This is a genomic window from Streptomyces sp. NPDC085524, from assembly GCF_044541755.1.
GTDB lineage: Bacteria > Actinomycetota > Actinomycetes > Streptomycetales > Streptomycetaceae > Streptomyces.
Map to the genome: position 1 here is coordinate 118959 of NZ_JBITTH010000001.1, position 24075 is coordinate 143033.

The following is a 24075-nucleotide window of genomic DNA, read 5'->3' on the forward strand; positions in this document are numbered from 1 at the left end:
GTCAGGCGCTCTCCAGCGAGTACCCCGGGTCCGAGGGCGGCGGCGTGAGGTTCGGGTCCGCGTTCGGGTCCCCGTTCGGGTTGGAGTACGGGTCCGCGTACGGGTCCGCATGCGGCTCGGCGAAGGGGTCGTTCGGGTCCGTCGGCAGCGGCGTCGAGCCGTCGGGCGCCAGGGGGACGCCGGGTTCGGACGGGAACGGGGGCTGCAGGTCGGACGGGACGTCCGTGGGCGTGTCGGAGGGCGGCAGCGGCTGGGGCTGCTGCAGCGGGGCGTCCGGGCTCGACGGCGCGGCCGGGTCCTGCTGGAGCGGCCGGTCCGGCGTGCAGTCCGTCGCCCCGGGGGCCGGAGTGGCGGGCGGGGACGTCCGGGCCGGGCTGTTGCCTTCGGGGCCCGCGCACGGGTCGCCCGGGGCGGTGCCCGGCGCCGTGCTCCCGGGGCCGGTGGACGGACCCGACGGGATGCCGTCGGCGGGGTCGAACTGGGGCGCCACCTGCGGCGGGCGGTCCTGGGCGCCGTCGTCGCCGCGCTTGCGTTCGAGCCAGGTGTTGTCGGCGGTGTTGACGATCACCAGGCTCTTGATCACATGGACGGTGGGTTCGATGACGACGACCTGGTTCGGCTGGTAGCCGTTCCACGCGTCGCCCTTGTGCACCGGGGAGCCCTTCGCGGATCGCGGGGAACCCAGCGGGTTGCCGCATCCGCAGCGGACGCGGGGCATGCCGTGCTCGTCGACCAGGACGGCCGTGCCGGCCTGGAGGACGGACTGGTAGCCGTCGGCGCGGCCGTCGCGGAATCCGTGGTTGGTGACACGGGTGTCGGCACGCAGCACGACGGGGGTGAGGCCCCGCAGGAATTCGGGGATCTTCGCCTGTTCGATGTCGGCGGCCTCGGCGAAGGCCCGGGCCTTGGCGCTGTCCTCGGTGAGGTGGTGGACCTGCTGTTCCACGTCGCAGCTGCCCAGCCGCTGGGTGCCCCCGTACAGCCCGGGGGTGTCGGCGCTGACGGTGCGGATGCCGCGTCCGGTCGGATTGGGCAGCGGGGGCTGCACGGGGGCGGACTCGGCGGTGGCCGAGGAGGTGGTGAAGGGGTCGGGGCCGGCCGAGGCCACGGGCTGGAGGTAGACCTCCTGGCTCTCGGGTCCGGCGTTCGCCGGGGCCTTGTCGTGTCCGCCGCAGCCCGCCGCGAGCAGGCCCAGCGCGGCGAACAGAGCGGCGCCGGCCGGTGCGTGACGACGCGTCGCCTGACGCGGTGTCGGAGGTGTCGGTCCGTACACGTGGATCTCCCTTTCGCCCCGGTTGCTCACTCTTGTCTGCCGCATGCCCGGGAGTGTCGCAACCGGAGCACCACTTGAACATGTTCAAGCAACCTCGTAAGGTCGTCACCGTGAGTTGAACGCGTTCAACGCGTCGGCTGCGCATATTGGGGGGAGCCCAGGGTGACGGTACTGGTGAACATGATCGTCACCCTGGGCATGCTCTACGCGGTCCCCGCCGGCCTGCGCCTGATCGACCCGGCCGGACCGCGCCGGACCGCCCGGCTCCGGCCCCTCCCGGCCGCCGCCGGGACACCGTCCCTCTGGCTGCCGCGCGGGATGCCCGCACGGCGCTGGTCTCGCCCTCGGTCGCCGGCACCGCGCTCGTCGCCGAGCGCGCCGGGTACCGGCTCTTCGGCTTCGACCTCGACATCCTGGCGCTCCCCGTTCCGCACTGCCACTTCGCCGGGTTCACGGCCGCCCTGGTCGCCGGACTGGTCTGCCGGGCGGCCTGCACCGGGCCCCCGGACAGGCTGTCGCGATGGGCGGCGTACAGCGTCCCCGCGGGCACCCTGCTGGTGCTGCTCGGCCATTTCGCCGACGACCGGGCGGAACTGGTCGGCGCCTCGCCCGGACACCCGCCCGACCGACCCGGACCTCCGACCTGACACCCGCCCGACCGCACACCTCGAGGAGACCTCGTCATGACCCGCCTCATCAGCGCCGGCCGGGAGGCCCTCAGCTACCCGGACCGGGGTGCGACGGCCCGTCTGCCGCTGCCCGCCGGATACAACCACCTGCACCACCGCACCCGGGTCGGGAACGGCCGGGCCGCCTTCGAGGCCGCCGGCACCGCGGTGACCACCTTCCACGCGCACCGCTCCTCGGGCATGCGGGTCCTGGCCGAGGACGGCGCCGTCCGGCCCGGCAGCCGGGCGGTCGTCGGAATAGGCTTCGGGCCGCTGCGGATCGACGCCCCGTGCCAGGTGATCTGGACGGCCTACGAGCCGGCCCGTGCGGGATTCGCGTACGGGACCCTGACCGGCCACCCGGAATCCGGGGAGGAGTCCTTCGTCGTGGAGATGGACCCCGACGGCACGGTGTGGTTCACGGTGACCGCCTTCAGCCGCCCGGACAGCTGGTACACCCGGCTCGGGGGCCCCGTGATCCCCTTCCTCCAGCTCCGGTACGCCCGCCGGCTGGGCCGGCACGTCCGCAGGCTGGCCACCGCCGCCTGACCCGTCCGATACTGGAGGCGATGGACTGGTTCACGGCGCCCGGCTACTGGCTGGCCCGGCTGGTCTTCCAGCGGGCCCTGGCCGGCGTGTACGTCTTCGCCTTCGTCGGAGCCGCCCTTCAGTTCCGGGCCCTGATCGGGGCGCACGGCATGCTGCCCGTGCCGCGCTTCGTGCGGTACGTGCCCTTCCGGCGCGCCCCCAGCCTGTTCCAACTGCGCTACTCCGACCGGCTCTTCGCGGGGTGCGCCTGGGCCGGGGCGGCGCTGGCCGGAGCCCTCGCCTTCGGCGCGGGGGACGAGGTGCCGCTGGCTGCGGCCATGGGGATGTGGGCCGTGCTGTGGCTGCTCTACCTCTCCATCGTGAACGTGGGACAGACCTGGTACTCCTTCGGCTGGGAGTCGCTGCTGCTGGAGGTGGGCTTCCTCGCCGTCTTCCTCGGCAATGCCCGCACCGGGCCGCCGGTGCTGGTGCTGTGGCTGCTGCGGTGGGTGCTCTTCCGCGTCGAGTTCGGCGCCGGACTGATCAAGATGCGCGGGGACGCCTGCTGGCGCAAGCTCACCTGCCTGTACTTCCACCACGAGACGCAGCCGATGCCGGGGCCGCTGAGCTGGTTCTTCCACCATCTGCCGAGGCCCCTCCACCGGGTGGAGTGCGGCGCCAACCACGTGACCCAACTGGTCGTCCCGGTCCTGCTCTTCACCCCGCAGCCGGTGGCCTCGTACGCCGCCGGGATCATCGTCGCGACGCAGCTGTGGCTGGTGCTGTCGGGGAACTTCGCCTGGCTGAACTGGATCACGATCACGGTGGCGCTGTCCGCCGTGGACTTCACCGGGATCGCGGGCGCTCCCCCGGCGGCCGCCTCGCAGGAGCCGCCGCTCTGGTACGTGGTGGCGGTGTGCGCGGTGACCGCCCTGGTGCTGTTCCTCAGCCGCCACCCGGTGCTCAACATGATCTCGCGCCGGCAGGTGATGAACCGCTCCTTCGACTCCCTGCACCTGGTCAACACCTACGGGGCTTTCGGCTCGGTCGGCCGGGTCCGGATGGAGGTGGCGGTCGAGGGCACGGCCGCGGGGAGCGCCCACCGCGCGCCGCTGGAGGACGACGCCTGGCGGGAGTACGGCTTCAAGGGCAAGCCGGGGGAACCGCACCGGCTGCCGCGCCAGTTCGCCCCCTACCATCTGCGCCTGGACTGGCTGATGTGGTTCGCGGCGATCTCCCCCGGTTACGCGGAGGACTGGTTCGGGCCGTTCGTGGAGCGGCTGCTGGCGGGCGACCGGGACACGCTGCGGCTGCTGCGCCACAACCCCTTCCCGGACGCCCCGCCCGTGTTCGTGCGGGCGCGCCTCTACCGCTACCGCTACACGACCTGGCGGGAGCTGCGCGAGACGGGCGACTGGTGGCACCGCACGCTGGTGCGCGAGTACCTGCCGCCGACCCGTCTCGCGGAGGCCGCCTGGCCTGAGCCCCCCTAGGACCGGTGGGCGCGGTGGTTCAGAGTCCCAGCACGGCCGCCTCCCGCTCGGCCGATATGCCCTTCTGGGGTCGGTCGGGCCGGTGCGGGGCGACTCCGCCGAGGGACTGGAGCCAGGCCCAGGTGTCGGCCACGGTCTCCTCCACCGGCCGGCAGGTGAGACCCGCCTCCAGGGCCTTGGTGACGTCGCCCTTGCACATGTAGTCGTGCAGCTCGCCCTCGGGAAGCCAGACGGGCAGCTCGGTCCAGGGCTCGATGCCCGCCTTCTCGATGGCCGCCGCGTCGGTCCAGCGCGGTTCGGCCTCCGCGCCCGTGGCGGCGACGCAGGCGTCGAGGAAGCTGCCCATGGTGGCGTGGTCGGGCGGGGAGACCAGGTTGTAGGCGCCGCCGAGCCCGGCCGCGCCCGCGTCGAGGGACCAGCGTGCGAGGTCGCGCACGTCGATGTACTGGAGCAGCTGTCCGGGGTGGCCGGGTGCCAGGAAGGGGCCGCCGCGGGCGATCCGGTTCAGCCACCAGGGCAGTCGGCCGACGTTCTCGTACGGGCCGAGGATCAGCCCGGCGCGCACCAGCAGGGCGCGGTCGCCGAAGGCGTCCAGGGCGGCGAGCTCACCGCCCCGCTTGTCCTCGGCGTAGGCGATCGCCTCCGCGTCGGGCGAGCCCTCGACCACCGGCCCGTTCTCGTCGAGACCGGGCGGGCCCGGGTAGGCGTACACCGAGCGGCTGGATATGTACACGTACCCGCCGGCCCGGCCGCGCAGCAGCCGGGCGCTGTCCCGTACGGCGGTTGGGGCACCGCTCCAGGTGTCGACGACGAGGTCCCACTCCCCCTCGGCGAGGGCGTCCAGGCCCCCGGGGGCGGTGCGGTCCCCGTGCACGGCAGTGGTGCCCGGCGGGGGCGCGTGGTGTCCGCGGTGGAAGACGGTCACCTCCCAGCCCCGGGTGAGGGCGTCTTCGGTGATCGCGCGTCCGACGAATTCGGTACCGCCCAGCATCAGGAGTTTCATGCAGGCAGCCTGCCCGGACCGAGGGGTCGGCGGAACCCATGATCGCCCTCAGCGATGACGCTCACGGCGTACCGTTTCGAGGAACTCCACGGAGCACCCGGACGGTCGCGCGGTGGCGCCGACCGGGCCGGGGACCGGGGACCGGGTCAGGTACCGGGCCCGGAGGGCAAGGGCAGCGCCCCCGGCGCGGGAGGGCACGGGGGCGCTTGGTGCTGCTTCGCGTCAGTCGATGCCGGGCAGGATGTGCGATTCCGCCAGGTCGTCCTCGTACCCCGCCAGTCGGATCGGGGCGGATCGTGCCCACACTTCGAGGCTTCCGAGCTCGTCGGACCGCGTCTTGCGACGCGAGACCGGCCGCTCCAGCAACTCCGGTTCGGGCTTCGTCTTTTCAGTCACCGCGCACTCCTTCGTGTCGCGTAACCCGGCGGGCTGACCGCGCCGGGCAGGAAGGGAAAGGGTTCCGGACGCGGTGGCGCCATTTATGGAGCGCGGCCCGGATGGGGCCGTCTTGATGCCCCAGCGTACACATATGAGCGGACCCCCGCTCGATGGAAAGGCAAAATCCGCTCCGTTCACCCAGTTTCGCCGCGAGTTCAGCAAGTCGTAGGACGGCGGGTCCCGGGCGGATGGTCTGCTCGATGCCGGGTGTGCGCGGTGCTACGGAGAGGAGCGGCAGTGGCCAGGTCCGGGGTGTCGAAGTCCGAAGTCCCTTGCGTGACAAGCGTGGAGGAGCTCATGGATCTTCTGCACGGATGCCGCGGCGGCCGGGGTCCCGGCACCGCCGCCCTGCTGCGCCGCTCGCATCCCTTCGACAAGGAACTCCAGGTCGCGGGCCTGGTGCACGAGATCGGAACGCTGCTCTGTCCGGGTGACCGCGCGTTTCGCGCCGGCCTCGCGGCGGCGGCGGTCCGGCCCCTCCTCGGCGATCGGGTGGCCCTGCTCGTCGCCCTCACCGGGGACGCGGGCAGCGGGGCGGCGGGGGGATTCCGGCTGCCGGAGGCGGCGGAGGAGACCCGCGAGGCGGCCGCGATCCTGCGCCAGGCCCGGGACGCCTCCGTCACGGCGGGCCTCGACGCGGGCGTGCTGGAGGACTGGCAGCCGGTACTGGAGCTGCTCGCGGCCGGGGCCTACCGGCCCGTGCGGCCCGCCCGGTACGGCCCCTGAACGGCGACGACCCCCTCGGTTCGCCGAGGGGGTCGATCGCGGGGATCCAGTAGGCCGGGGCCCGGGCCTGGGGCCGGGCACGGGCCTGGGGCCGGGCACGGGCCTGGGGCCGGGGCACGAGCCTGGGGCCGGGGCACGAGCCTGGGGCCGGGGCACGAGCCTGGGGCCGGGGCCCGGGCCGATCCCCGGGGCCGGGGCGGACTACCAGTTCGCGGGGGCGTAGTCCTTCAGGAAGACGCCGAACAGGTCCTCGCCCGCCTCGCCGCGGACGACCGGGTCGTAGACGCGGGCGGCGCCGTCGACCAGGTCGAGCGGGGCGTGGAAGCCCTCCTCGGCGAGGCGCAGCTTGTCGAAGTGCGGGCGCTCGTCGGTGATCCAGCCGGTGTCGACCGAGGTCATCAGGATGCGGTCGGCCTGGAACATCTCCTGGCCGCTGGTCCGCGTCACCATGTTCATGGCGGCCTTGGCGGCGTTGGTGTTCGGGTGCCCCGCACCCTTGTAGCCGCGGCTGAAGACGCCCTCCATCGCCGAGACGTTCACGACGTACGCACGGCCGCTGGACGCCCGGCGGGCCGCCTCGGCCATGGCCGGCCGGAGCGCGCTGATCAGGATGAACGGCGACGTGTAGTTGCACAGCTGGGTCTCGAGCAGCTCCACCGGGGAGATCTGGTCGATGGTCTGCACCCAGGTGTTGGTCTCGACGACGTCCGGCAGCAGGCCGCCCGCGTCGATGGCGGTGCCGGCGATGTGCCGCTCCAGGCTGGCGTTGCCCGCGACCAGGGCGAGGTCGGCGACCTTCTGCGCCTCGAGTCCGCTGACCCCGACGGGCAGCGCCGCCAGGCCGTCGACCGCGCCGGAGTTGAAGGCGCCGATGACGTGGTGGGCGGGGAGCTCGCCGGCGGGGAGCGGGGCGCTCTCCCCCTCGACCAGTGCCGCGTACGCGGTGGGCAGGCGGCGCACGGTCTGCGTGGCGTTGTTGATCAGGATGTCCAGCGGGCCGGCCGCGGCCACCTGGTCGGCGAGCGCCACGGCCTGGGCCGGGTCGCGCAGGTCGATGCCGACGACCTCCAGGCGGTGCATCCAGTCCGCCGAGTCGTCCATCGCCTTGAAGCGGCGGATGGCGTCCTTGGGGAAGCGGGTGGTGATCGTGGTGTGCGCGCCGTCGCGCAGCAGGCGCAGCGCGATGTACATGCCGATCTTGGCCCGGCCGCCGGTGAGGAGCGCGCGCTTGCCGGTGAGGTCGGCGCGCGCCTCCCGCTTGGCGCGGTTCTCGGCGGCGCAGCCCGGGCACAGCTGGTGGTAGAAGTAGTCGACCTCGACGTACCGCGTCTTGCAGATGTAGCAGGAGCGCGGGCGCTGGAGTATCCCGGCGATCCGGCCGGCCTCGGTGACCGAGGAGGGCAGGATGCCCTCGGTCTCGTCGTCGATGCGCTCGGCGGAACCGGTCGCGGTGGCCTCGGTGACGGCCTTGTCGTTGGCGGTCTTGGCGGCGCGGCGCTCCTGGCGGCGACGCTGCTTGACCGTCCGGTAGATGCCCGCGGTGGCGCGGCGCACGGTGATGGCGTCCGGGTGGTCGACGTCGATCTTGTCGAGCTCGTCGAGCACGCTGAGGCAGACGGCGAGGCGTTCGGGGTCGATGCCGGGCCCGTACGCCTGCGCGAGCTCGTTGGTTTCGTCGGTCACCGTCATGGCCGCTGCCCGTTCCTTGATCACTCGTCCGCATCCGCCTGCTGCGGAAGTCCCAAAAGGGAAACTGTACGGATCCGATGCGGCCGGAACCAAACCCGTCGCCGGGCCCTCACGCACCGCGATGCAGCGGTCACTCCGTGCACGGGAACCGGTGCTCCGCGCGCCGCCGGACGGGCTTGATCGAGTACTCCTGTACTACGTCCGGAGTATGACTCGTGACCCCCTGTGGGCGGAGGAATAGCGCAGTTGGGTCGGGCATTGTGGACTTCATGAGTGCACTGGCGCTGTCGGTCCTGCTCTGCTTCGTGTCCGCGGTCGCGTACGCGAGCGGCGCGATCGTCCAGGAACGGGTCGCGGTGAGCACGCCGGACCGCCGCTACGCTCCGCTGCGCCGCCCCGCGTGGTGGGTGGCGGTGGGGCTCAACGGCCTCGGTGCACTGCTGCACGTGGCGGCCCTCGCCTACGGTCCGCTCAGCCTCGTCCAGCCGCTCGGCGCCCTCACCATCGTCTTCGCCCTGCCCATGGCGGCCGTCTTCGTGGGCCGCCGCGCGGGAGCGGCGGCCTGGCGCGGGGCGGTGCTGGCCACGGTGGGGCTGGCCGGGCTGCTGGCCCTGACCGGCGGCAACGCCCGCACGAAGGCTTCCCTGACGGGCTCGGAGCCGGGCCTGCTGCTCATGGTGACCGCAGCGGCCGTGGCCGTGCTGTTCCTCGCGGCGCACCGGGTGCACCGGGCGGTTCTGCACGCCGTACTGCTGGCCACCGCGGCGGGCACCGCCTTCGGCATGGCCTCGGTGTTCACCAAGTCCGTGGCCGATCCCGCCGGCCTCGGCGCGCTCGGCGCGCGGTGGCCGGAGCTGGCGGCGATCGCCGTGCTGGCGGCGGGCGGCCTGCTGCTCTCGCAGGCCGCCTACCGGGGCGCCGGGCTGACCGCGCCGCTGGCCACGGTGACCGTGGTCAATCCGGTGGTCGCGGCGACGGTCGGCATCACGCTCTTCGGCGAAGGCTTTCGCTTCGGGGCCCTGGGCACGACGGCGGCGCTGGTCAGTGCCGTGACGGCGGCCGTGGGCCTGATCCTGCTGACGGCCGTGCCGCCGCACGTGCGGGGGTCAGATGTCGACCCCGTGGGATCGGAGGTACTTGAGCGGGTCGATGTCGGAGCCGTAGCCGGGTCCCGAGCGCATCTCGAAGTGGAGGTGGGGGCCGGTGGTGTTGCCCGTCGAGCCGGAGCGGCCGATGCGCTGGCCGCCGGAGACCTGCTGGCCGGCCTTGACGCCGAGCGCGGAGAGGTGGGCGTACTGGGAGTACCGGCCGTCGGTGTGCCGGATGACGACCTGGTAGCCGTACGCACCGGCCCAGCCGGCCGAGACGATCTGGCCGGGGCCGACGGACTTGACGGCCGTACCGGTCGCCACCGGGAAGTCGACGCCCGTGTGGTAGCCGCTGGACCACGAGGATCCCGCCACGCGGTAGCGCGTGCCGATGGCGGCGTCGACGGGGGCGGAGAACCCTCCGGCGGCAGGCTGCTGCTGCGCTGACTCCGGCTTCTCGGCGGGCTTTTCGGCAGGCTTCTCGACCGGCTTCTCGGCGGGCTTCACGGCTGCCGGCTCCACCGGCTTCACCGGTTCCGCGGTGCGCGGCGGCTTCTCGGGGTTCTGCCCGGGCGGGGCGGCCGGCGCCGGGGCGGCGGTGATGCGGAGGGTGAGGCGCTGCCCCGGGAAGATCAGGTCCGGGTTGCCGCCGACGGTGGCCCGGTTGGTCTCGTACAGCGCCTGCCAGCCGCCCTCGACGTGCTGTTCGGTGGCGATCGCGGAGAGCGAGTCACCGGGCGCGACGACGTACGGGTTCGGCAGGACGGAGGTCCCGGTGGGCTGCGGTGCAGTGCCCTGGGCCGGGATCGCCTTGGTCTGCGGGGTCCGGGACTGCGGGGACTGCTGGTTCTGCTGCGGCTGCCGGTCCTTGCCCTGGGGGGCGACTGCGGGCGTCTGGCCCCCGCGCGACAGCCCGGCCGCTTTCCCGCAGTTCGGCCAGGCCTGCGGCCCCTGACCCTTCAGCACCTTCTCCGCCACCGCGATCTGCTGTTCCTTGGTGGCCAGGTCGGCGCGGGCGGCGTAGGCGGTGCCGCCGAAGGCCCGCCAGGTGCTCTGGCTGAACTGGAGGCCGCCGTAGTAGCCGTTCCCGGTGTTGATGTGCCAGTTGTTCGTCGACTCGCAGGCGGCGACCTTGTTCCAGGTGTCCACGGAGGCGGCGTGCGCGGATCCGGCGCCGATGAAGGGGAGCGCGATCCCGGCTCCGCCTGCGGTGACGACGAGCGAAGCCCGGTTGATGCTGCTCGGCTGATACCGGCGGTGCCGGCCCCGTACACCCATGGGAGCCCCCATCGAAGACATCAGGAACCCCACAACCTAACCATCCGACCAGGGCATGACAAGGGGCGCAACAGGGCGCACTCCAGCGGGATTTGACCCCACCACGACGGGTTGGAGATCCATATGCCCCGGCACCGGGGTAGCGTCGGTCTCCCCGCACACCGACGCACGCAGGAGCGCAACGATGAGCACGAGCACAGCCCAGATCGGCGTCACCGGGCTCGCGGTCATGGGCAGCAACCTCGCCCGCAACTTCGCCCGCAACGGCTTCACCGTGGCCGTCCACAACCGCACCGCCTCGAAGACCCGGGCACTGGTCGAGGAGTTCGGGCACGAGGGCGCCTTCGTGGCGGCCGAGTCGGCGAAGGAGTTCGTCGACGCGCTGGAGCGCCCCCGACGGCTCGTCATCATGGTGAAGGCCGGCGAGCCGACCGACGCCGTGATCCGCGAGTTCGCCCCGCTGCTGGAGGAGGGCGACGTCATCATCGACGGCGGCAACGCCCACTTCGAGGACACCCGCCGCCGCGAGAAGGACCTGCGCGAGCAGGGCATCCACTTCGTGGGCGTGGGCATCTCGGGCGGCGAGGAGGGCGCGCTGCTCGGCCCGAGCATCATGCCCGGCGGCTCGGAGGAGTCGTACGCCTCCCTGGGCCCGCTGCTGGAGAAGATCTCCGCGAAGGCCGCCGACGGCACGCCCTGCACCTCGCACGTGGGCCCCGACGGCGCCGGGCACTTCGTGAAGATGGTGCACAACGGCATCGAGTACGCCGACATGCAGCTGATCGCCGAGGCCTACCACCTGCTGCGCGAGGTGGCAGGCTACTCCCCCGCCAAGATCGCGGAGACCTTCCGCACCTGGAACCGGGGGCGCCTGGACTCGTACCTGATCGAGATCACGGCGGAGGTGCTCGCGCACACGGACGCCGCGACCGGCCGCCCGTTCGTGGACGTCGTGGCCGACGCCGCCGAGCAGAAGGGCACCGGCCGCTGGACCGTGCAGATCGCCCTGGACCTGGGCGTTCCCGTGTCGGGCATCGCCGAGGCGGTCTTCGCACGTTCCGTTTCGGGCCACGCGGACCTGCGCGCGGCCTCGCGCGGGCTCCCGGGACCGGCCGCCGCCCCGCTGTCCCCGGAGGCGGCGGACGCGTTCGCCGCGCAGGTGGAACAGGCCCTGTACGCGTCGAAGATCGTCTCGTACACCCAGGGCTTCCACCAGATCCGGGCCGGCAGCGAGGAGTACGGCTGGGGCGTGGACCTGGGCGCGGTGGCCTCGCTGTGGCGCGGCGGCTGCATCATCCGGGCCGCGTTCCTGGACCGGATCCGCGCGGCGTACGACGCGCGGCCGGATCTGCCGAGCCTGCTGGCGGACGCGGAGTTCGCGGGCGAGATCGGCGCGGCCCAGCAGGACTGGCGGGCCGCTCTCGTGGCGGCCGTGCAGCACGGCATCCCGGTTCCGGCCTTCTCCGCCTCGCTGGCGTACTACGACGCGCTGCGCGCGGAGCGGCTCCCGGCCGCCCTCACGCAGGGGCAGCGGGACTTCTTCGGAGCGCACACCTACCGGCGCACCGACCGCGAGGGCTCGTTCCACACGCTCTGGAGCGGCGACCGCTCCGAGGTCCAGACGGGCTGAGTCCCCTCAGCTCCAGGGTCCGGGCTGCGGTACCGGCGCGGGCCCTGGAGGCGGGGGCACCGGGTCCGGCTCCGGGAAGGGGCCGGGCACGGGCGGCACCGGGCGCGGGATGGGTCCGGGGTCCGGGAAGGGGCTGGGGTCCGGAGCGGGCTCGGGCTCGGGGACCGGGGGCTGCGTTCCTTCGGGTTTTCGCACCATGTGGACCACCTTCCCCCGATGGCGCCGGGAATGCCCCTACGGCGCCGCCACCTGGCGCAATCCCCCGGCGAGGCCGGCAGCCAGGCCTGCGGCCGGGCTGGACAGCACCGGGATCCGGGTGGCGACGAGGTCCGCGGCCCCGGTCATGGAGACCTGGGCCAGCACGATGACGTCCGCTCCGGTGACGGCGTCGGCGGCCGCCGCGACGCGCTCGAGGGAGCCCGCCCCGTCGCCCGCCGCGAAGCGCTCCCAGGCCCCGTCGACGAGGTGCGTACGGAGCTCCACGGGCCGCCCGCCGGCCTCCTCGGCCAGCAGCTCCACGGTCGGGGCGAGGGTCGACTCCACGGTGGCCAGTACGGCGATCCGCGCGCCCGTGCGCACCGCCGCGGCCGCCATGGGCCGGTCCACCCGCAGCACCGGTGCGCCGAGCGCCGGTGCGAGGGCCTCCGCGGTCGCCCCGATCGTCGAGCAGGTGACCAGCACGGGCCCGGACCCGGCTCCGGCGAGCGCCTCCAGCAGGGCCGGAGCCACCGCCTGCGGCCCTTCGGTGCGGGCGCGCTCCAGCAGCTCCGGAACCACCAGGTGGCGCAGGACGGCCCCCGGGTGGTTCCGGTCGCGCAGCGCGTCGAAGACCGGGACGTGCGCGGCCGAGGTGTGCAGCAGGACCAGCCCGGGGGCCGTCGGGTCCGTCGGGTCCGTCACCAGAGATCGGAGTCCGCGTCGAGCTGCGCCTTGGCCGCCGCCACGACCCCGGCGGGCGCCGAGGGCGCCTGGTCGGGGTGTTTGGCGGCCCAGCTGGCCGCGTACGGGCAGAGCGGGACCACGGGCACCCCTTCGGCGGCGGCGATCCCGTAGAAGGTCTTCACCAGCCCGCCGGCGATGCCCCGGCCCTCGTGGTCCGGCTCGACGATGGTGTGCACGGCCACCAGGGCGTGGGGCGCCTCGGCGAGGACGAAGTAGGCGATGAACCCGACCACCGCCCCGTCCTCGACCGCGAACAGCCGCCCGGCCTTCCGCTCGTCCTGGAACTCGATCGCCACGATCCCCGCTCCTCTCAGACAGCCACCGCGTGGGGGCTGCGCTGCTGATCCGTACCCGGCACCGGGGCGGAGGGGTCCGCGCCCAGCTCGACGATCCGGTTGTCGGCGTCGACGTGCACGACGCGGGGCGTGAGCGCCCGGGCCTCCGCGTCCTCGACCTGCGCGTAACTGATGAGGATGACCAGGTCCCCGGGGTGCACGAGATGCGCGGCGGCCCCGTTGATCCCGACGACCCCGGACCCGCGCTCGCCCTCGATGATGTAGGTCTCCAGCCGCGCGCCGTTGGTGATGTCCACGATGTGCACGAGCTCGCCGGGCAGCAGGTCGGCCGCGTCGAGCAGATCGGCATCGACGGTCACGGAGCCGACGTAGTGCAGGTCGGCCTGGGTGACGGTGGCCCGGTGGATCTTGGACTTGAACATGGTGCGCAGCATGGAGTAACTCCCGGTTTGTCTGCTCCCTGCCCGCTTTCTGCAGGTCAAGGGCGGTCTCCGGAGCCTACAACGATTAGCATGTCCGGTCAGCCTTCACCGGGTCATGCAGGGTTCACGCTGACCATCTGACGACTTTCCCGAAGCATTGTCAGGACGGTCGCGCGAGGACCAGCCGCGCCCCCGCACTGGTTCCGCTTCGACGGCGGCGGGCAGCCGGACGACCTCACGGCCACCCGAGGCGCCGCCGCAGGTCAGCGCTGATGGCGGAAGGAGACCGGCCGGTACGGCCGGGCCGCGACGCCGGCCTGATCCCCACCTGTCCGGTACGGCAGTTCCCACAGCCGGGCCCCAGCTCCCGGCCCGGTCACGGGCGCGCCAGGCGGGCGGTCAGTTCATCGACGAATGCCTGCAGGTGGGGCGGGCGGGGGCCCAGGCGGGTGGCCAGGTACCAGGTGCGTGCCATGGGAGTGGCGCCGATCTGGATCAGCGCGAGGCCGTGGGAGTCCGTGTACGGCGCGGCTGCCCAGTTGGGGAGGATGGTCGCGCCCTGGCCGCCGGCGACCATTTCGATGACCAGGTCCGTGATCACGGGCATCGTGGTGACGCGGGCCGGCCGCGCCTGCGGCGGCAGGGGGAGCGGGATCGAGGGGATCCTGGTCTGGTCGTAGGCGTCGTACAGGATCAGGTGGGCGTCCGTGAAGTCCTTCGCGGTGAGGTGGGGGCGGGCGGCCCAGGGATGGTCGGAGGGGACCACGGCCACCATCTCGTCATCGAAGAGGCGGGTCAGGCCGACCCGGTCCATCTCCGGGTCCGGCTTGGTGACCAGAGCGACGTCCACGCGGTCGGCGAGGAGCGCGGGGACCGGTGCGTCGTCGGGGACGGATTCGATGCGGACCTCGGCGTCCGGGTGCCGGTCGCGGAAGGCGCGGATGACCGGGGGCAGCCACTGGAAGGTGGTGCTGCACTGTGCGGTGAAACGCACCCGGCGGTTGCGGCCGTCGCGCATCTCATGGAGGTCTCGCGTTGCCGAGCGCAGCTCGTCCAGGACGTGATGGGCCGCCACCAGCAGGCGCCGGCCTGCTGCGTTCGGGACCAGCCTGCGGCCCGTGCGGTCGAAGAGCGGCATGCCGAGCCGGTCCTCGAGGCGGGTGAGGCGCTGGCTGAGCGCGGGCTGGCTGACGTAGAGGCGTTCCGCCGCCGCGGTGAGGGAGCCGGAGTCGGCGGTGGCCGCAAGGAGCTCGAGGTCGCGCAGATCCACAGTCATAACCGTGGATTATCGCAGACTTCAAATTCCAACGTGGTGTTATTGATCGACTGCTCCTAGGTTCGATGTGTCGGGATGGATGACAACGAATGAAGGAGTGACCCGGAATGTCGACGAACATGACCGTGGTGGTCACGGGGGCATCGAGCGGAATCGGGCTGGGGATCGCCCAGGCCTTCCTGGACCGGGGCGCCGGTGTGGTGATCAACGGCCGGGACGCGGACCGGCTCGGGAAGGCTGCCGCACGGCTCGGTCACGGCGAGCGGGTCGCGCAGGTGGTGGGGGGCATCGGGGATGCGGCGACGGGTGAGGCACTCGTACGGGCCGCCGTGGAACGCTTCGGGGGCGTGGACGTGCTCGTGAACAACGCCGGAACGTTCGCGCCGAAGCCGTTCACCGATGTGACGGAGGAGGAGCTGGACGGGTACCTGGCGGGCAACCTCAAGGGGACCTACCTGACCACCCAGGCGGTGGTGCGCCGGATGCGGGAGCAGGGCCGCGGCGGGAGCATCGTCAACATCGGTACGGTACTGGTCGACCACGCCATCGCCGGCTTCCCCGCGTCGGCTCCGGTCATCAGCAAGGGTGGCGTGCACGCGCTCACCACGAGCCTGGCCGCCGAACTCGCGGCGAACCGGATCCGCGTCAACCTGGTTGCGCCGGGCGTGATCCGGACCCCGCTGCACGAGGGCTCGGACGTGGACTCCTTCGGCGGGCTCGCGCTGCTCGACCGGGTGGGCGAGATCTCCGAGATCGCGGACGCGGTCGTGTACCTCGCGGGCGCCGAGTTCATCACCGGCCACGCCCTGCGCGTGGACGGCGGTCATGTGACGGGGCGTTCCCGATGACCGCACAGCACGACGTGGAGCAGGTGCTCCGGCAGTACTTCGACGGCCTCTACCACGGGGACACGGAGCTGCTCGGCCAGGTCTTCCACCCCGGCGCCGTCTACGCCACCGCGACCGAGGGCGCGGGCCCGGGCGAGCTGCTGCGGCTGAGCATGGACGAGTACTTCCCCGTGGTCCGCCGCCGTGAACCGCCGGCCGCGCGGGGTGAGGTACGGCGCGACCGCATCGTGACGGTCGAATTCGCCGGGCCGGTGACGGCACTGGCCCGGGTGGAGTGCTCGATGGGACCGAGGCGTTACTGGGACTTCCTGACGCTGGTGCGGGTCGAGGGGCGGTGGCAGATCATTTCGAAGGTCTTCCACTTCGAGACGGTTGAGGATGAGGACTGAGCTGCCATGCCTTATGTCAATGTGAAGATCACGCGAGAGGGCGCCACCGCCGGGCAGAAGGCCGAGATCATCGCGGGCGTGACCGACCTGCTGGTGAAGGTACTCGACAAGAGCCCGGCCACGACGTTCGTGGTCATCGACGAGGTCGAGCTCGAGGACTGGGGAATCGGCGGACTTCCGGCCGAGGAATTCCGCAGGCAGTAGCCGGGAAGTCGAGAACGCCGGAAACGGCGGAGGGAGTTGCTCGGTAGTCCCGCCTGGTGAACGTCGTCGCGACCGGGCGGGACAACGACGTGACCGGTCCGCAGTCACGACCCGGCATCGACGGGGACCCCGGCCGATCGCCGCGATCGGCCGGGATCTCTGCGGCACGGCCAGCAGGACGCTGGTGGACCGAGCTTCGGCCGGCAGCGTGATCCGGCCGGACCTCCGATGGGCGAGGCCGGGCCCGCATGAGCAGGACGTGCTCCGCGTCCCATGCTGACCGATTGCTGACCTGCCCGCGCGGAGCATGGCCCTGAGCTGGGAAAACGCCCAGATGTCAGATGTAGGACTTGAACATGGTGCGCAGCATGGAGTAACTCCCCGTTTGCCTGCTCCCTGGCCGCTTTCTGCAGGTCGAGGGCAGTCTCCGGAGACTGCAACGATGCGTATGTCCGGTCAGCTCTCCGCAGGTCTTTCATGACTCACCCTGAGGCACTCCCTCCCGTGGGCGGCCGCACGAGGACGTCCGGATTCGTGCGCGCCCTTCGCGGAGCGAGGCGGGGCTCCCGGCGTGCGGTTGCAGCCGACGGCGACTTCCCCGCTCGCCCCGGCACTGCCCGAGGCGAGCGGGGCAGATCCTGCGGATCCTTGCAGGGCCATCGCCGAGCTGGAGGTGATGCAGGCACAGCCTCAGCCCATGCCGACCCTCCGCAGAGCACGGTGGTGAGGGGCCCGCGTCCGATTGAATGGGTGCCGTGACACACGCTCTTGGTTTCACCGAGGACGACTTGCGGCGACTGGCGGGGGCGCGCTCCTTCGAGCGGGGGCTCGGCTATCTCTCCGAGGTCTCACGGCTGGAGACCGGGGACGAAGCCATCACCGCCACCGTCGACGGAAGCGACGCGTACGAGGTGGAGCTCGCCGAGGACGAGGACGGCGGCCTCACCGGCTGGTGCGACTGCTCCTATGGCCGGGAGGGCAACTTCTGCAAGCACTGTGTTGCGGTCGGCCTGACCGTGCTCGGGCAAGCCGAATCCGTACCACAGCGGCGGTCGGCCGCGACTGCGCGCACCCGCCTGCTGGACGACTGGCTGGCGGTCGCCGTCGGCGCGGACACCGGCATCGTGCGCGAGCGCATTCTGAGCCTCCTCGGCACCCGTCCCTTCGCCCGCTAGGGCTACGTCGAGTACGCCGACGCCCGCGCATACGGCAGGCAGGCGGCAGAGGCCGTCAGCACACTGCGCGCCCTGACGGCGAGCGGCGGAGGTCGCCTGCGAGGTCCTGCTGGCCCTGGGGCGCACGTACGGGGAGATCGACGACTCGGACGGCCTGATCGGGGACTTGGCCACCGCGGTGGCCGATGTCCACCTCGAAGCCTGCCGAACGGCCCGGCCCGATCCGGTCGAGACCGCGCAATGGCTGGTCCGGTATCTGCTGGACGAGGTGAACGAGGCCGCCGACATCGACCTGTTCGACTACCGGGCGGTGGTGGGTGACCGGGGCATGGCCCATGCCCGCGCACGGGTGGGCGCCGCCTGGCGGGCCAACCCCGAAGGGGTTGGCGGAGAAGTACCTCTTGGAGCGCCTCCTGAAGGCCGACGGTGGCGGATGGACGCACTGGTCGAGGTCCATACGTCGGACCTCGCCCCCAACGGTCACACCCACCTGGTGATCGCCAGAGAGCTGGAGACCGCGGGCCGCGCGGGCGAAGCCCTGGAGTGGGCTGAACGCGGGCTGCGGGAAGCCGTCTCCGAGTGGGGACCGGACGGCGATCTGGTCGCCTTCGTCTGCAAGCGTTACGAGCTGGCCGGGCGTCCGGCCGACGTGGTCACGGTCCGCCGGAACCTGTTGTGCGCCCGCCCCTCGCTGACCGCCTACCAGCACCTGCGTACGGCGGCTCGTGATGCCGGAGCCTGGGAGGGCGCCGGGCGCGCGGGCGCCCTGGAGGTACTGCGGGCCGCTTCCCGGCCGGGGAACGAGCAGCGGCACGACAACTCGCCGCTGGTCGACGCGCTCATGGACGACGACCTCCAGGCAGCCTGGCAAGCCGCCACCGGCGGCTACGCCGGCCGGCGGCAATGGCTGGCCCTGGCCGACCGGATCCGCGACCGGCAACCGGCCGACGCGCTGACCGTCTACTTGCGCTGGATCGAGCCGCTGCGTGCGCAGACCCGTGACCGTACGTACGAACACCTCACGAAGCTGCTGCTCAGCGCCCGCTCCTGCCACCGTGCCCTCGGTACGGAAAGCGACTTCGCCATCTACATGGCCGCCCTGCGCACCGACCAGAAGCGCAAGCGAAAGCTGCCGGCCCTGCTCGACCGGTCCGGCCTCTGAGCGCCGGCCGGAATGCCGGAAGATCCGCCACTCGTGGCTCCCCGCCCGGTCCGGGTGGTGGTGCGGGTGGTACCGCGCGTCTCAGCCCCCCGCGCCGCCCGGGCAGCCGGCGGCGGGGGACGGCCGTCGCGGCGCTGTGGCCCCGGCAGGGCCCGACGCGTGCTGCGCGCTGCCGACTGCGCGCAGAGGTTGGAAAATGGACGGGTGAGCAACTACCTGGGAGGTCTCCGGCGCTGGCTGCTCCGCTCGGCCGCGAGCCCCTCCGGTCCTCCTCCGCGCCCCCGCGCAGGTGGCCACCAGGAGCGCCGGGAGGCTGCCCCGGCCGCCAGGGAGGGGGCGGGGCGGCAGCGGCTGTCCTCGCTCCTCAGCGTGCGCAGCCTGGCCGGCGAGGTGTTCCTGCTCCAGCTGGCGGTCGTGGTCCTGCTCGTCGCTGCCGTGGTCGTGGTGCTCGTGGTGCAGGGCCGCAGCGCCGCCATGCTGGACGCCCGGCACCGTACGCTCGCCGCCGCCGGGACGTTCGCGGAGTCCCCGGGGATCGTCGAGGCCCTGCGCAGCCCCCACCCCACCGCGCGGCTCCAGCCGAGCGCCGAGGCGGCCCGGAAGATCGCCGGGGTCGACGGCATCAACACGTACACGCTCGACGGTCTCACCATCACCCACAGCAACCCGCGCCAGCTCGGGAAGCACGTCGTGGGCCCGTTCTCCAAGGCGGCGGCCGGCAAGTCGTTCACCGAGACGTTCGAGGGGTCGCTGGGGCAGTCCGTGGTCTCGGTGGTCCCGGTCAAGGACGCCGGCGGCGACGTCATCGCCATCGTCTCCTCCCCGGTCACGGTCCAGAACGTGCAGAGCATGGTGAACCGGCAGCTGCCCGTCGTCCTCGGCAGCGCGGCGGCGGTCCTCGCGCTGTCCGCGGGCGGCACCGCCCTGGTGAGCCGCCGGCTGCTGCGCCGGACCCACGGCCTGGGACCGGCCGAGATGACGAGGATGTACGAGCACCACGACGCGGTGCTGCACGCGGTCCGGGAGGGCGTGCTCATCGTCGGCGAGGGCGGCCGGCTGCTGCTGGCCAACGACGAGGCGCGGCGGCTGCTGGACCTGCCGGCGGACGCGGAGGGGCGCCCCGTCACCGGCCTGGGGCTGGAGGAGGGCATCGCCGAGCGGCTGGCATCGGGCCGGGCCGCGACCGACGAGGTGCACATGGCGGCCGACCGGCTCCTGGCGGTGAACATCCGGCCCACGGCCCCCTTCGGCACGACCGGGACCGTCGTGACGCTGCGGGACACCACCGAGCTGCGGGCGCTGTCGGGCCGGGCCGAGGTGGCCCGCGAGCGGCTGAAGCTGCTCTACGACGCGGGGGTGCAGGTGGGGACCACGCTGGACGTGGAGCGCACCGCGGAGGAACTGGCGGAGGTGGCGGTCCCGCGCTTCGCGGACGTGGTCACGGTCGACCTGATGGACCCTGTGCTGCGCGGCGAGGATCCGCCGGACGTGACGACCGAGATGCGCCGCACCGCCCGCGTCGGCCTGCACGGCGACCACCCGCTCTACCCCCTCGGACGGCTGATCCGGTTCGTTCCCACCAGCCCCATGGCCACCGGGCTGGCCGGCGGCCATGCCGTCCTGGAGGCCGACCTGCGCACCGCGCAGCGCTGGCGGACCCAGGACCCGGTCAACGCCGAGCTGATCCTGGAACGCGGCATCCACTCCCTGATCGCCGTGCCCCTGCGCGCCCGGGGCGTCGCGCTGGGGATGGCCGGGTACTGGCGGGGCCAGGACTCCCCGCCGTTCGACGAGGAGGACGTGTCCTTCGCCGAGGAGCTGACCGCCCGGGCTGCGCTGTCGGTCGACAACGCCCGCCGCTACACCCGCGAGCACACCGTGGCCGACACCCTCCAGCGCAGCCTGCTGCCCCGGGGCGTACCGGATCAGTCCGCCGTCGAGGTCGCGCACCGCTACCTGTCGGCCCAGGCCGGTGTGGGCGGTGACTGGTTCGACGTGATCCCGCTGCCCGGCGCCCGGGTGGCGCTGGTGGTCGGCGACGTCGTCGGGCACGGTCTGCACGCCGCCGCCACCATGGGCCGCCTGCGGACCGCGGTGTACAACTTCTCGATGCTCGACCTGCCTCCGGACGAGCTCCTGAACCACCTGGACGAGCTGGTCGCCCACATCGACACCGACGAGCAGGAGTGGCAGGGGATCACCGGGGCCACCTGCCTGTGCGCCGTCTACGATCCCGTGTCGGGGCGGGTGGAGGCCGCGACCGCCGGCCATCCGGGCCCGGCGCTGGTGCACCCCGACGGCACGGTGTCCTTCCCCGAGGTGCCGGTCTCGCCGCCGCTGGGCCTGGGCGCGGGTCTGCCCAGGGAGACCGCGGAGCTGACCCTGCCCGAGGGCTCCACGCTGGCGCTCTTCACCGACGGGCTGATCGAGGGCCGGGACCGCGATCCCGACGCAGGTCTGGCGGCGCTGCGCTCCGCCCTGGCCGGGCCCGCCCGCACGCCGGAGGAGACCTGCACCGCGGTGATCGACGCGGTGCTGCCCACGGGGCCCAGGGACGACATCGCGCTGCTGGTGGCCCGTACCCGCCGCATGGACCCCACCCGGATCGCGGTGTGGGAGGTGACCCCCGATCCCGCCGAGGTGTCCAAGGTGCGCAACGCCTGCGCCCGCCGCCTGACGGAGTGGGGCCTCGACGACATCGCGTTCACCACGGAACTGATCCTCAGCGAGCTGCTGACCAATGCCATCCGCTACGGGACCGAGCCCATCCGGGTGAGGCTGCTCCACGACCGCCACCTGATCTGCGAGGTCTCCGACGGGTCCAGCACGTCCCCGCACGTGCGCCGGGCCGAGGAGACCGACGAGGGCGGCCGCGGCCTGTTCCTCGTGGCACAGTTCGCCCAGCGCTGGGGAACCCGCTACACCCCCCGCGGCAAGATCATCTGGAGCGAGCAGGCCCTGTACGACGGGACCGCGCCGGCCGCGGAGGTGGCGGAGGAGGACCTGCTGGCCGGGTGGGACGACGAGCCGCTCTGAGCGGCCCCCGTACCGCGGCCGCCCCGAGCAGCCCCGGTGTCGCGGCCGCGGGGCGGCATCGGACCGCGTCGGCCGGAACCGCGGCTGCCGGGACCGGGCCGGCCGGGACACCGCCCGCCGGGACACCGCCCGCCGGGACCGCGCCCGCTGGGACTGCGCCGCCCGGGCCGGTGAACGTACGCTGGTTTCGACCGGTATGCGATCGCCCGCCATGGAGCCTTAGTGCCCGCACCCCGTCTCCGGACAGCAGCCGTCGCCGTCTGCCTGGCCTTCACGGCGGCGTCCCTCGGCGCCTGCGGGAACGAGTCCGTCCCCGCACCCAGCACCCCCGCCACGGCCACCTCCGCCGCGGAGGCCGGCGGCATGGCGGCGCTGACCGCGGCGGCGAAGAAGGAGGGCGCGCTCAACACGATCGCGCTCCCGGACGACTGGGCCAATTACGGCGCGCTCATCGACGGCTTCGAGAAGAAGTACGGGATCAAGGTCACGGTGGAGAACCCGGAGGGCACCAGCCAGGACGAGATCAACGCCCTCAAGGAGCGCAGGAGCGACGGCCGCGCCCCCGACGTGATCGACGTGGGGGACTCCTTCGCCCGGGCGGCTGCCGGGCAGGGCCTGCTCGCCCCGTACAAGGTCGCGGCGTGGGACGGCATCCCGAAGCAGCAGAAGGATCCGAAGGCCCGCTGGTACAACAACTACGGCGGCTACGTCTCGATCGGCTGTGACGCCAAGCGCGTCAAGACCTGCCCCTCCACCTTCGACGACCTGCGCAAGCCCGAGTACAAGGGCAAGGTCGCCCTCAACGGCGACCCGACCAGGTCCGGCTCCGCGTTCGCCGGCGTGTGGGCGGCGGCCCTCGCGAACGGCGGCTCCTTCGACGACATCCAGCCGGGCATCGACTTCTTCGCCGAGCTCGCCGCGAGCGGCAATTTCATCCCGGTCGAATCCACCCCGGCCACGATCGAGGACGGCCGGACCCCGATCAGCATCGACTGGGACTTCCTCAACCTCGGGTACGCCGACGAATTCCGCGACAAGGGCGCGGACGTCGACTGGCGGACCTCCATCCCCTTCGACGGCAGCTTCGCCCAGTACTACGCCAACGGGGTGAACAAGGACGCCCCGCACCCCGCGGCGGCGCGGCTGTGGCAGGAGTACCTCTTCAGCCCGGAGGGCCAGAACACCCGCCTCCGCGCCTACGCGCGTCCCGTGCTCATGGACGCCATGGAGCAGGACGGCACCCTCGACAAGGCCGCCGCGGAGAACCTGCCGACGGTGGAGGGCACGCCCTCGTTCCCGACGGAGGCGCAGCGGGACAAGGCGAGGGAGACCGTGACCCGCAACTGGGCCGACGCCGTCAAGGGCTGAGGGCCGACGCGCCGCGGAACGGACGGGAGCCGGGCGTTCACACCGAGGCCACCGGGGCCGGGGCAGGGACCGGGACCGATGCCACCGGGTTCGCCGCCTCGGGCCCGTCGGGCGCGAGCAGCCCGTGCCGCTGGGCGAGGTAGCCGAGCTGGAACCGGCTCGTCGCGCCCAACTGGCGCATGATGGCGGAGACGTGGCGCTGGCAGGTGCGCACCGAGATGCCCAGCGCGCGGGCGGTGGCCCGGTCGTCCTCGCCCTGCACCAGGTGCTGCAGGATGGAGCGTTTCGCCTGGTCGGCCACGTCCTGTACGAAGGCCTTCTCGCGCGGCTTGGTGATGTGCTCGCCCGTGACCCAGAGCAGTTCGATCATCTCGGCGACGAACGCGACCAGCTCCGGGCTGCGCACGAGCAGCGCTCCGCCCTCCGGGTCGTCGAGGGGCAGGACGAGCAGGGTCCGGTCGAAGACCAGGCAGCGGATCAGGCCGCCCGGGACCGTTCTGGCCTCGGCGCCCAGATCCGCCATCTCCGCCTCGTACCTCACGGTCGGCGGGTCGTAGCGGGCCGAGTGCTGGTACAGGGTGCGGACCTGCACGCCGCGCGCCAGCAGGTCCCGGTTCCGCTCGCGCGCCCGGTGCAGGTCGGCGGCCGGCCGGGGGCCGCCGGGCTGGGCGCTGAGCAGCTCCCGGCCGGCTTCCGCGGCCTGCTGGTCGAGTATGCGCTGCAGCTCGGCGGGCGACTCGATCCGTTCCAGCGGCGGCCCTTGAAGGGCGCGCCCGCGGGCGGCGTGCACGATGGCGAGCTCTGCCAGTTGCCCGCGCACGCGCAGCAGGTCGAGCTGGGCGCCCTGGACCCGGTCCTCCCAGCGTTTCAGCAACTCCTCGGACACTTCGGCGGGGTTGGCGGCTGCGAAGCAGTCGGCGCCGACCTGCCGGACGAGGCCGGCGGCGAGGAGGCCCTCGAGGGCCATGAGGCAGCTTTCGGGGGCTTCGCGGGCCGACAACCGGCTTCTGCGGAGGGGGCCGTGTTCAGCGAACTCCCGGTAGAGGTCCATCTCCTCGGAAGTGAGCCCCCGGGGCCGGTCGCGGTCCTGCGGGCGCTGCAATCTGCCAGTTTCCATGTCGCCGCTCTCTCGTTCGCATCCGT

At 72.8% G+C, this 24075-nt stretch carries 21 protein-coding genes and 2 pseudogenes; 13 read left to right on the forward strand and 10 right to left on the reverse strand.

Annotation, left to right across the window (positions count from 1 at the left end):
* Nucleotide 1: 1 nt before the first annotated feature.
* Nucleotides 2-1318 carry a DUF6777 domain-containing protein gene (locus ACIGFK_RS00570; protein WP_400050057.1) on the reverse strand — a complete coding sequence of 439 codons (1317 nt, stop codon included), beginning with the start codon at nt 1316-1318 and terminating at the stop codon, nt 2-4.
* Nucleotides 1319-1435: 117 nt separating this feature from the next.
* Between ACIGFK_RS00570 and ACIGFK_RS00575 the strand changes: the two are divergent.
* The 3 genes and pseudogenes from ACIGFK_RS00575 to ACIGFK_RS00585 form a co-directional block, all read left to right on the forward strand.
* Nucleotides 1436-1878 (forward strand): annotated as a pseudogene (locus tag ACIGFK_RS00575) (YndJ family transporter); the annotation flags it as partial.
* A 78-nt stretch (nt 1879-1956) separates the two neighbouring features.
* Nucleotides 1957-2490 carry a DUF1990 family protein gene (locus ACIGFK_RS00580; protein ID WP_376656017.1) on the forward strand — a complete coding sequence of 178 codons (534 nt, stop codon included), beginning with the start codon at nt 1957-1959 and terminating at the stop codon, nt 2488-2490.
* Nucleotides 2491-2510: 20 nt separating this feature from the next.
* Nucleotides 2511-3962: a lipase maturation factor family protein gene (locus tag ACIGFK_RS00585; RefSeq protein WP_376656016.1), complete on the forward strand. Its 1452-nt coding sequence runs from the start codon at nt 2511-2513 to the stop codon at nt 3960-3962.
* Between the two features lie 19 nt (nt 3963-3981).
* Here the strand turns inward: ACIGFK_RS00585 and ACIGFK_RS00590 are convergent, their stop codons facing one another.
* Both ACIGFK_RS00590 and ACIGFK_RS00595 read right to left on the reverse strand, forming a co-directional pair.
* Entirely contained in the window at nt 3982-4965 is a 984-nt protein-coding gene (locus ACIGFK_RS00590; protein ID WP_376656015.1) for an NAD-dependent epimerase/dehydratase family protein, read from the reverse strand.
* Nucleotides 4966-5187: 222 nt separating this feature from the next.
* Nucleotides 5188-5361 carry a hypothetical protein gene (locus tag ACIGFK_RS00595; protein WP_376656014.1) on the reverse strand — a complete coding sequence of 58 codons (174 nt, stop codon included), beginning with the start codon at nt 5359-5361 and terminating at the stop codon, nt 5188-5190.
* 339 nt (nt 5362-5700) lie between these two features.
* Between ACIGFK_RS00595 and ACIGFK_RS00600 the strand changes: the two genes are divergently transcribed.
* The gene (locus tag ACIGFK_RS00600) at nt 5701-6129 is read left to right on the forward strand and encodes a hypothetical protein (RefSeq protein WP_400050058.1); all 429 of its coding nucleotides are present in this window, start codon (nt 5701-5703) and stop codon (nt 6127-6129) included.
* 201 nt (nt 6130-6330) lie between these two features.
* Here the strand turns inward: ACIGFK_RS00600 and ACIGFK_RS00605 are convergent, their stop codons facing one another.
* Nucleotides 6331-7818 carry an SDR family NAD(P)-dependent oxidoreductase gene (locus ACIGFK_RS00605; RefSeq protein ID WP_376656012.1) on the reverse strand — a complete coding sequence of 496 codons (1488 nt, stop codon included), beginning with the start codon at nt 7816-7818 and terminating at the stop codon, nt 6331-6333.
* Between the two features lie 269 nt (nt 7819-8087).
* Between ACIGFK_RS00605 and ACIGFK_RS00610 the strand changes: the two are divergent.
* Nucleotides 8088-8900 (forward strand): annotated as a pseudogene (locus ACIGFK_RS00610) (DMT family transporter); the annotation flags it as partial.
* A gap of 24 nt (nt 8901-8924) precedes the next feature.
* Here the strand turns inward: ACIGFK_RS00610 and ACIGFK_RS00615 are convergent.
* The gene (locus ACIGFK_RS00615) at nt 8925-10184 is read right to left on the reverse strand and encodes a transglycosylase family protein (RefSeq protein WP_386466672.1); all 1260 of its coding nucleotides are present in this window, start codon (nt 10182-10184) and stop codon (nt 8925-8927) included.
* A gap of 184 nt (nt 10185-10368) precedes the next feature.
* On the opposite strand from ACIGFK_RS00615, the gene gndA reads away from it, so the two are divergent.
* Nucleotides 10369-11814, forward strand: a complete 1446-nt coding sequence (gene gndA / locus ACIGFK_RS00620) for an NADP-dependent phosphogluconate dehydrogenase (protein ID WP_376656010.1) — start codon at nt 10369-10371, stop codon at nt 11812-11814.
* Nucleotides 11815-12048: 234 nt separating this feature from the next.
* Here gndA and ACIGFK_RS00625 read toward each other — a convergent pair whose 3' ends face one another.
* From ACIGFK_RS00625 to ACIGFK_RS00640, 4 genes are all read right to left on the reverse strand, one after another.
* A complete protein-coding gene (locus ACIGFK_RS00625) occupies nt 12049-12714 on the reverse strand; it encodes an aspartate/glutamate racemase family protein (RefSeq protein WP_400050059.1) in 666 nt (221 codons plus the stop codon).
* Nucleotides 12711-13055, reverse strand: a complete 345-nt coding sequence (locus ACIGFK_RS00630; protein ID WP_376656027.1) for a GNAT family N-acetyltransferase — start codon at nt 13053-13055, stop codon at nt 12711-12713. Before ACIGFK_RS00630 ends, ACIGFK_RS00625 begins: the two co-directional genes overlap by 4 nt.
* An 11-nt stretch (nt 13056-13066) precedes the next feature.
* Nucleotides 13067-13486 carry an aspartate 1-decarboxylase gene (gene panD / locus ACIGFK_RS00635; RefSeq protein WP_376656008.1) on the reverse strand — a complete coding sequence of 140 codons (420 nt, stop codon included), beginning with the start codon at nt 13484-13486 and terminating at the stop codon, nt 13067-13069.
* A 364-nt stretch (nt 13487-13850) separates the two neighbouring features.
* A complete protein-coding gene (locus ACIGFK_RS00640) occupies nt 13851-14750 on the reverse strand; it encodes a LysR family transcriptional regulator (protein WP_376656007.1) in 900 nt (299 codons plus the stop codon).
* A 107-nt stretch (nt 14751-14857) separates the two neighbouring features.
* Here ACIGFK_RS00640 and ACIGFK_RS00645 point away from each other — a divergent pair, with 107 nt between their 5' ends.
* The 7 genes from ACIGFK_RS00645 (at nt 14858) to ACIGFK_RS00675 (ending at nt 22932) form a co-directional block, all read left to right on the forward strand.
* Complete coding sequence (locus tag ACIGFK_RS00645; protein ID WP_400050060.1) at nt 14858-15598, forward strand: SDR family NAD(P)-dependent oxidoreductase; 741 nt, start codon at nt 14858-14860, stop codon at nt 15596-15598.
* The gene (locus tag ACIGFK_RS00650) at nt 15595-15987 is read left to right on the forward strand and encodes a nuclear transport factor 2 family protein (RefSeq protein ID WP_376656005.1); all 393 of its coding nucleotides are present in this window, start codon (nt 15595-15597) and stop codon (nt 15985-15987) included. Before ACIGFK_RS00645 ends, ACIGFK_RS00650 begins: the two co-directional genes overlap by 4 nt.
* Nucleotides 15988-15993: 6 nt before the next feature.
* Nucleotides 15994-16191 (forward strand): 4-oxalocrotonate tautomerase family protein, encoded by a 198-nt coding sequence (locus ACIGFK_RS00655; RefSeq protein WP_376656004.1) that lies wholly within the window; start codon nt 15994-15996, stop codon nt 16189-16191.
* Between the two features lie 755 nt (nt 16192-16946).
* The gene (locus ACIGFK_RS00660) at nt 16947-17366 is read left to right on the forward strand and encodes an SWIM zinc finger domain-containing protein (protein ID WP_376656003.1); all 420 of its coding nucleotides are present in this window, start codon (nt 16947-16949) and stop codon (nt 17364-17366) included.
* 166 nt (nt 17367-17532) lie between these two features.
* Nucleotides 17533-18528, forward strand: a complete 996-nt coding sequence (locus tag ACIGFK_RS00665; protein WP_400050061.1) for a hypothetical protein — start codon at nt 17533-17535, stop codon at nt 18526-18528.
* A 369-nt stretch (nt 18529-18897) separates the two neighbouring features.
* Complete coding sequence (locus ACIGFK_RS00670) at nt 18898-21564, forward strand: SpoIIE family protein phosphatase (RefSeq protein ID WP_400050214.1); 2667 nt, start codon at nt 18898-18900, stop codon at nt 21562-21564.
* Nucleotides 21565-21786: 222 nt separating this feature from the next.
* The gene (locus ACIGFK_RS00675; protein WP_376656001.1) at nt 21787-22932 is read left to right on the forward strand and encodes an ABC transporter substrate-binding protein; all 1146 of its coding nucleotides are present in this window, start codon (nt 21787-21789) and stop codon (nt 22930-22932) included.
* Nucleotides 22933-22969: 37 nt separating this feature from the next.
* Here the strand turns inward: ACIGFK_RS00675 and ACIGFK_RS00680 are convergent, their stop codons facing one another.
* On the reverse strand, nt 22970-24049 hold the full coding sequence (locus ACIGFK_RS00680; protein WP_400050062.1) for a LuxR C-terminal-related transcriptional regulator: 1080 nt from the start codon (nt 24047-24049) through the stop codon (nt 22970-22972).
* Nucleotides 24050-24075 lie beyond the last annotated feature (26 nt).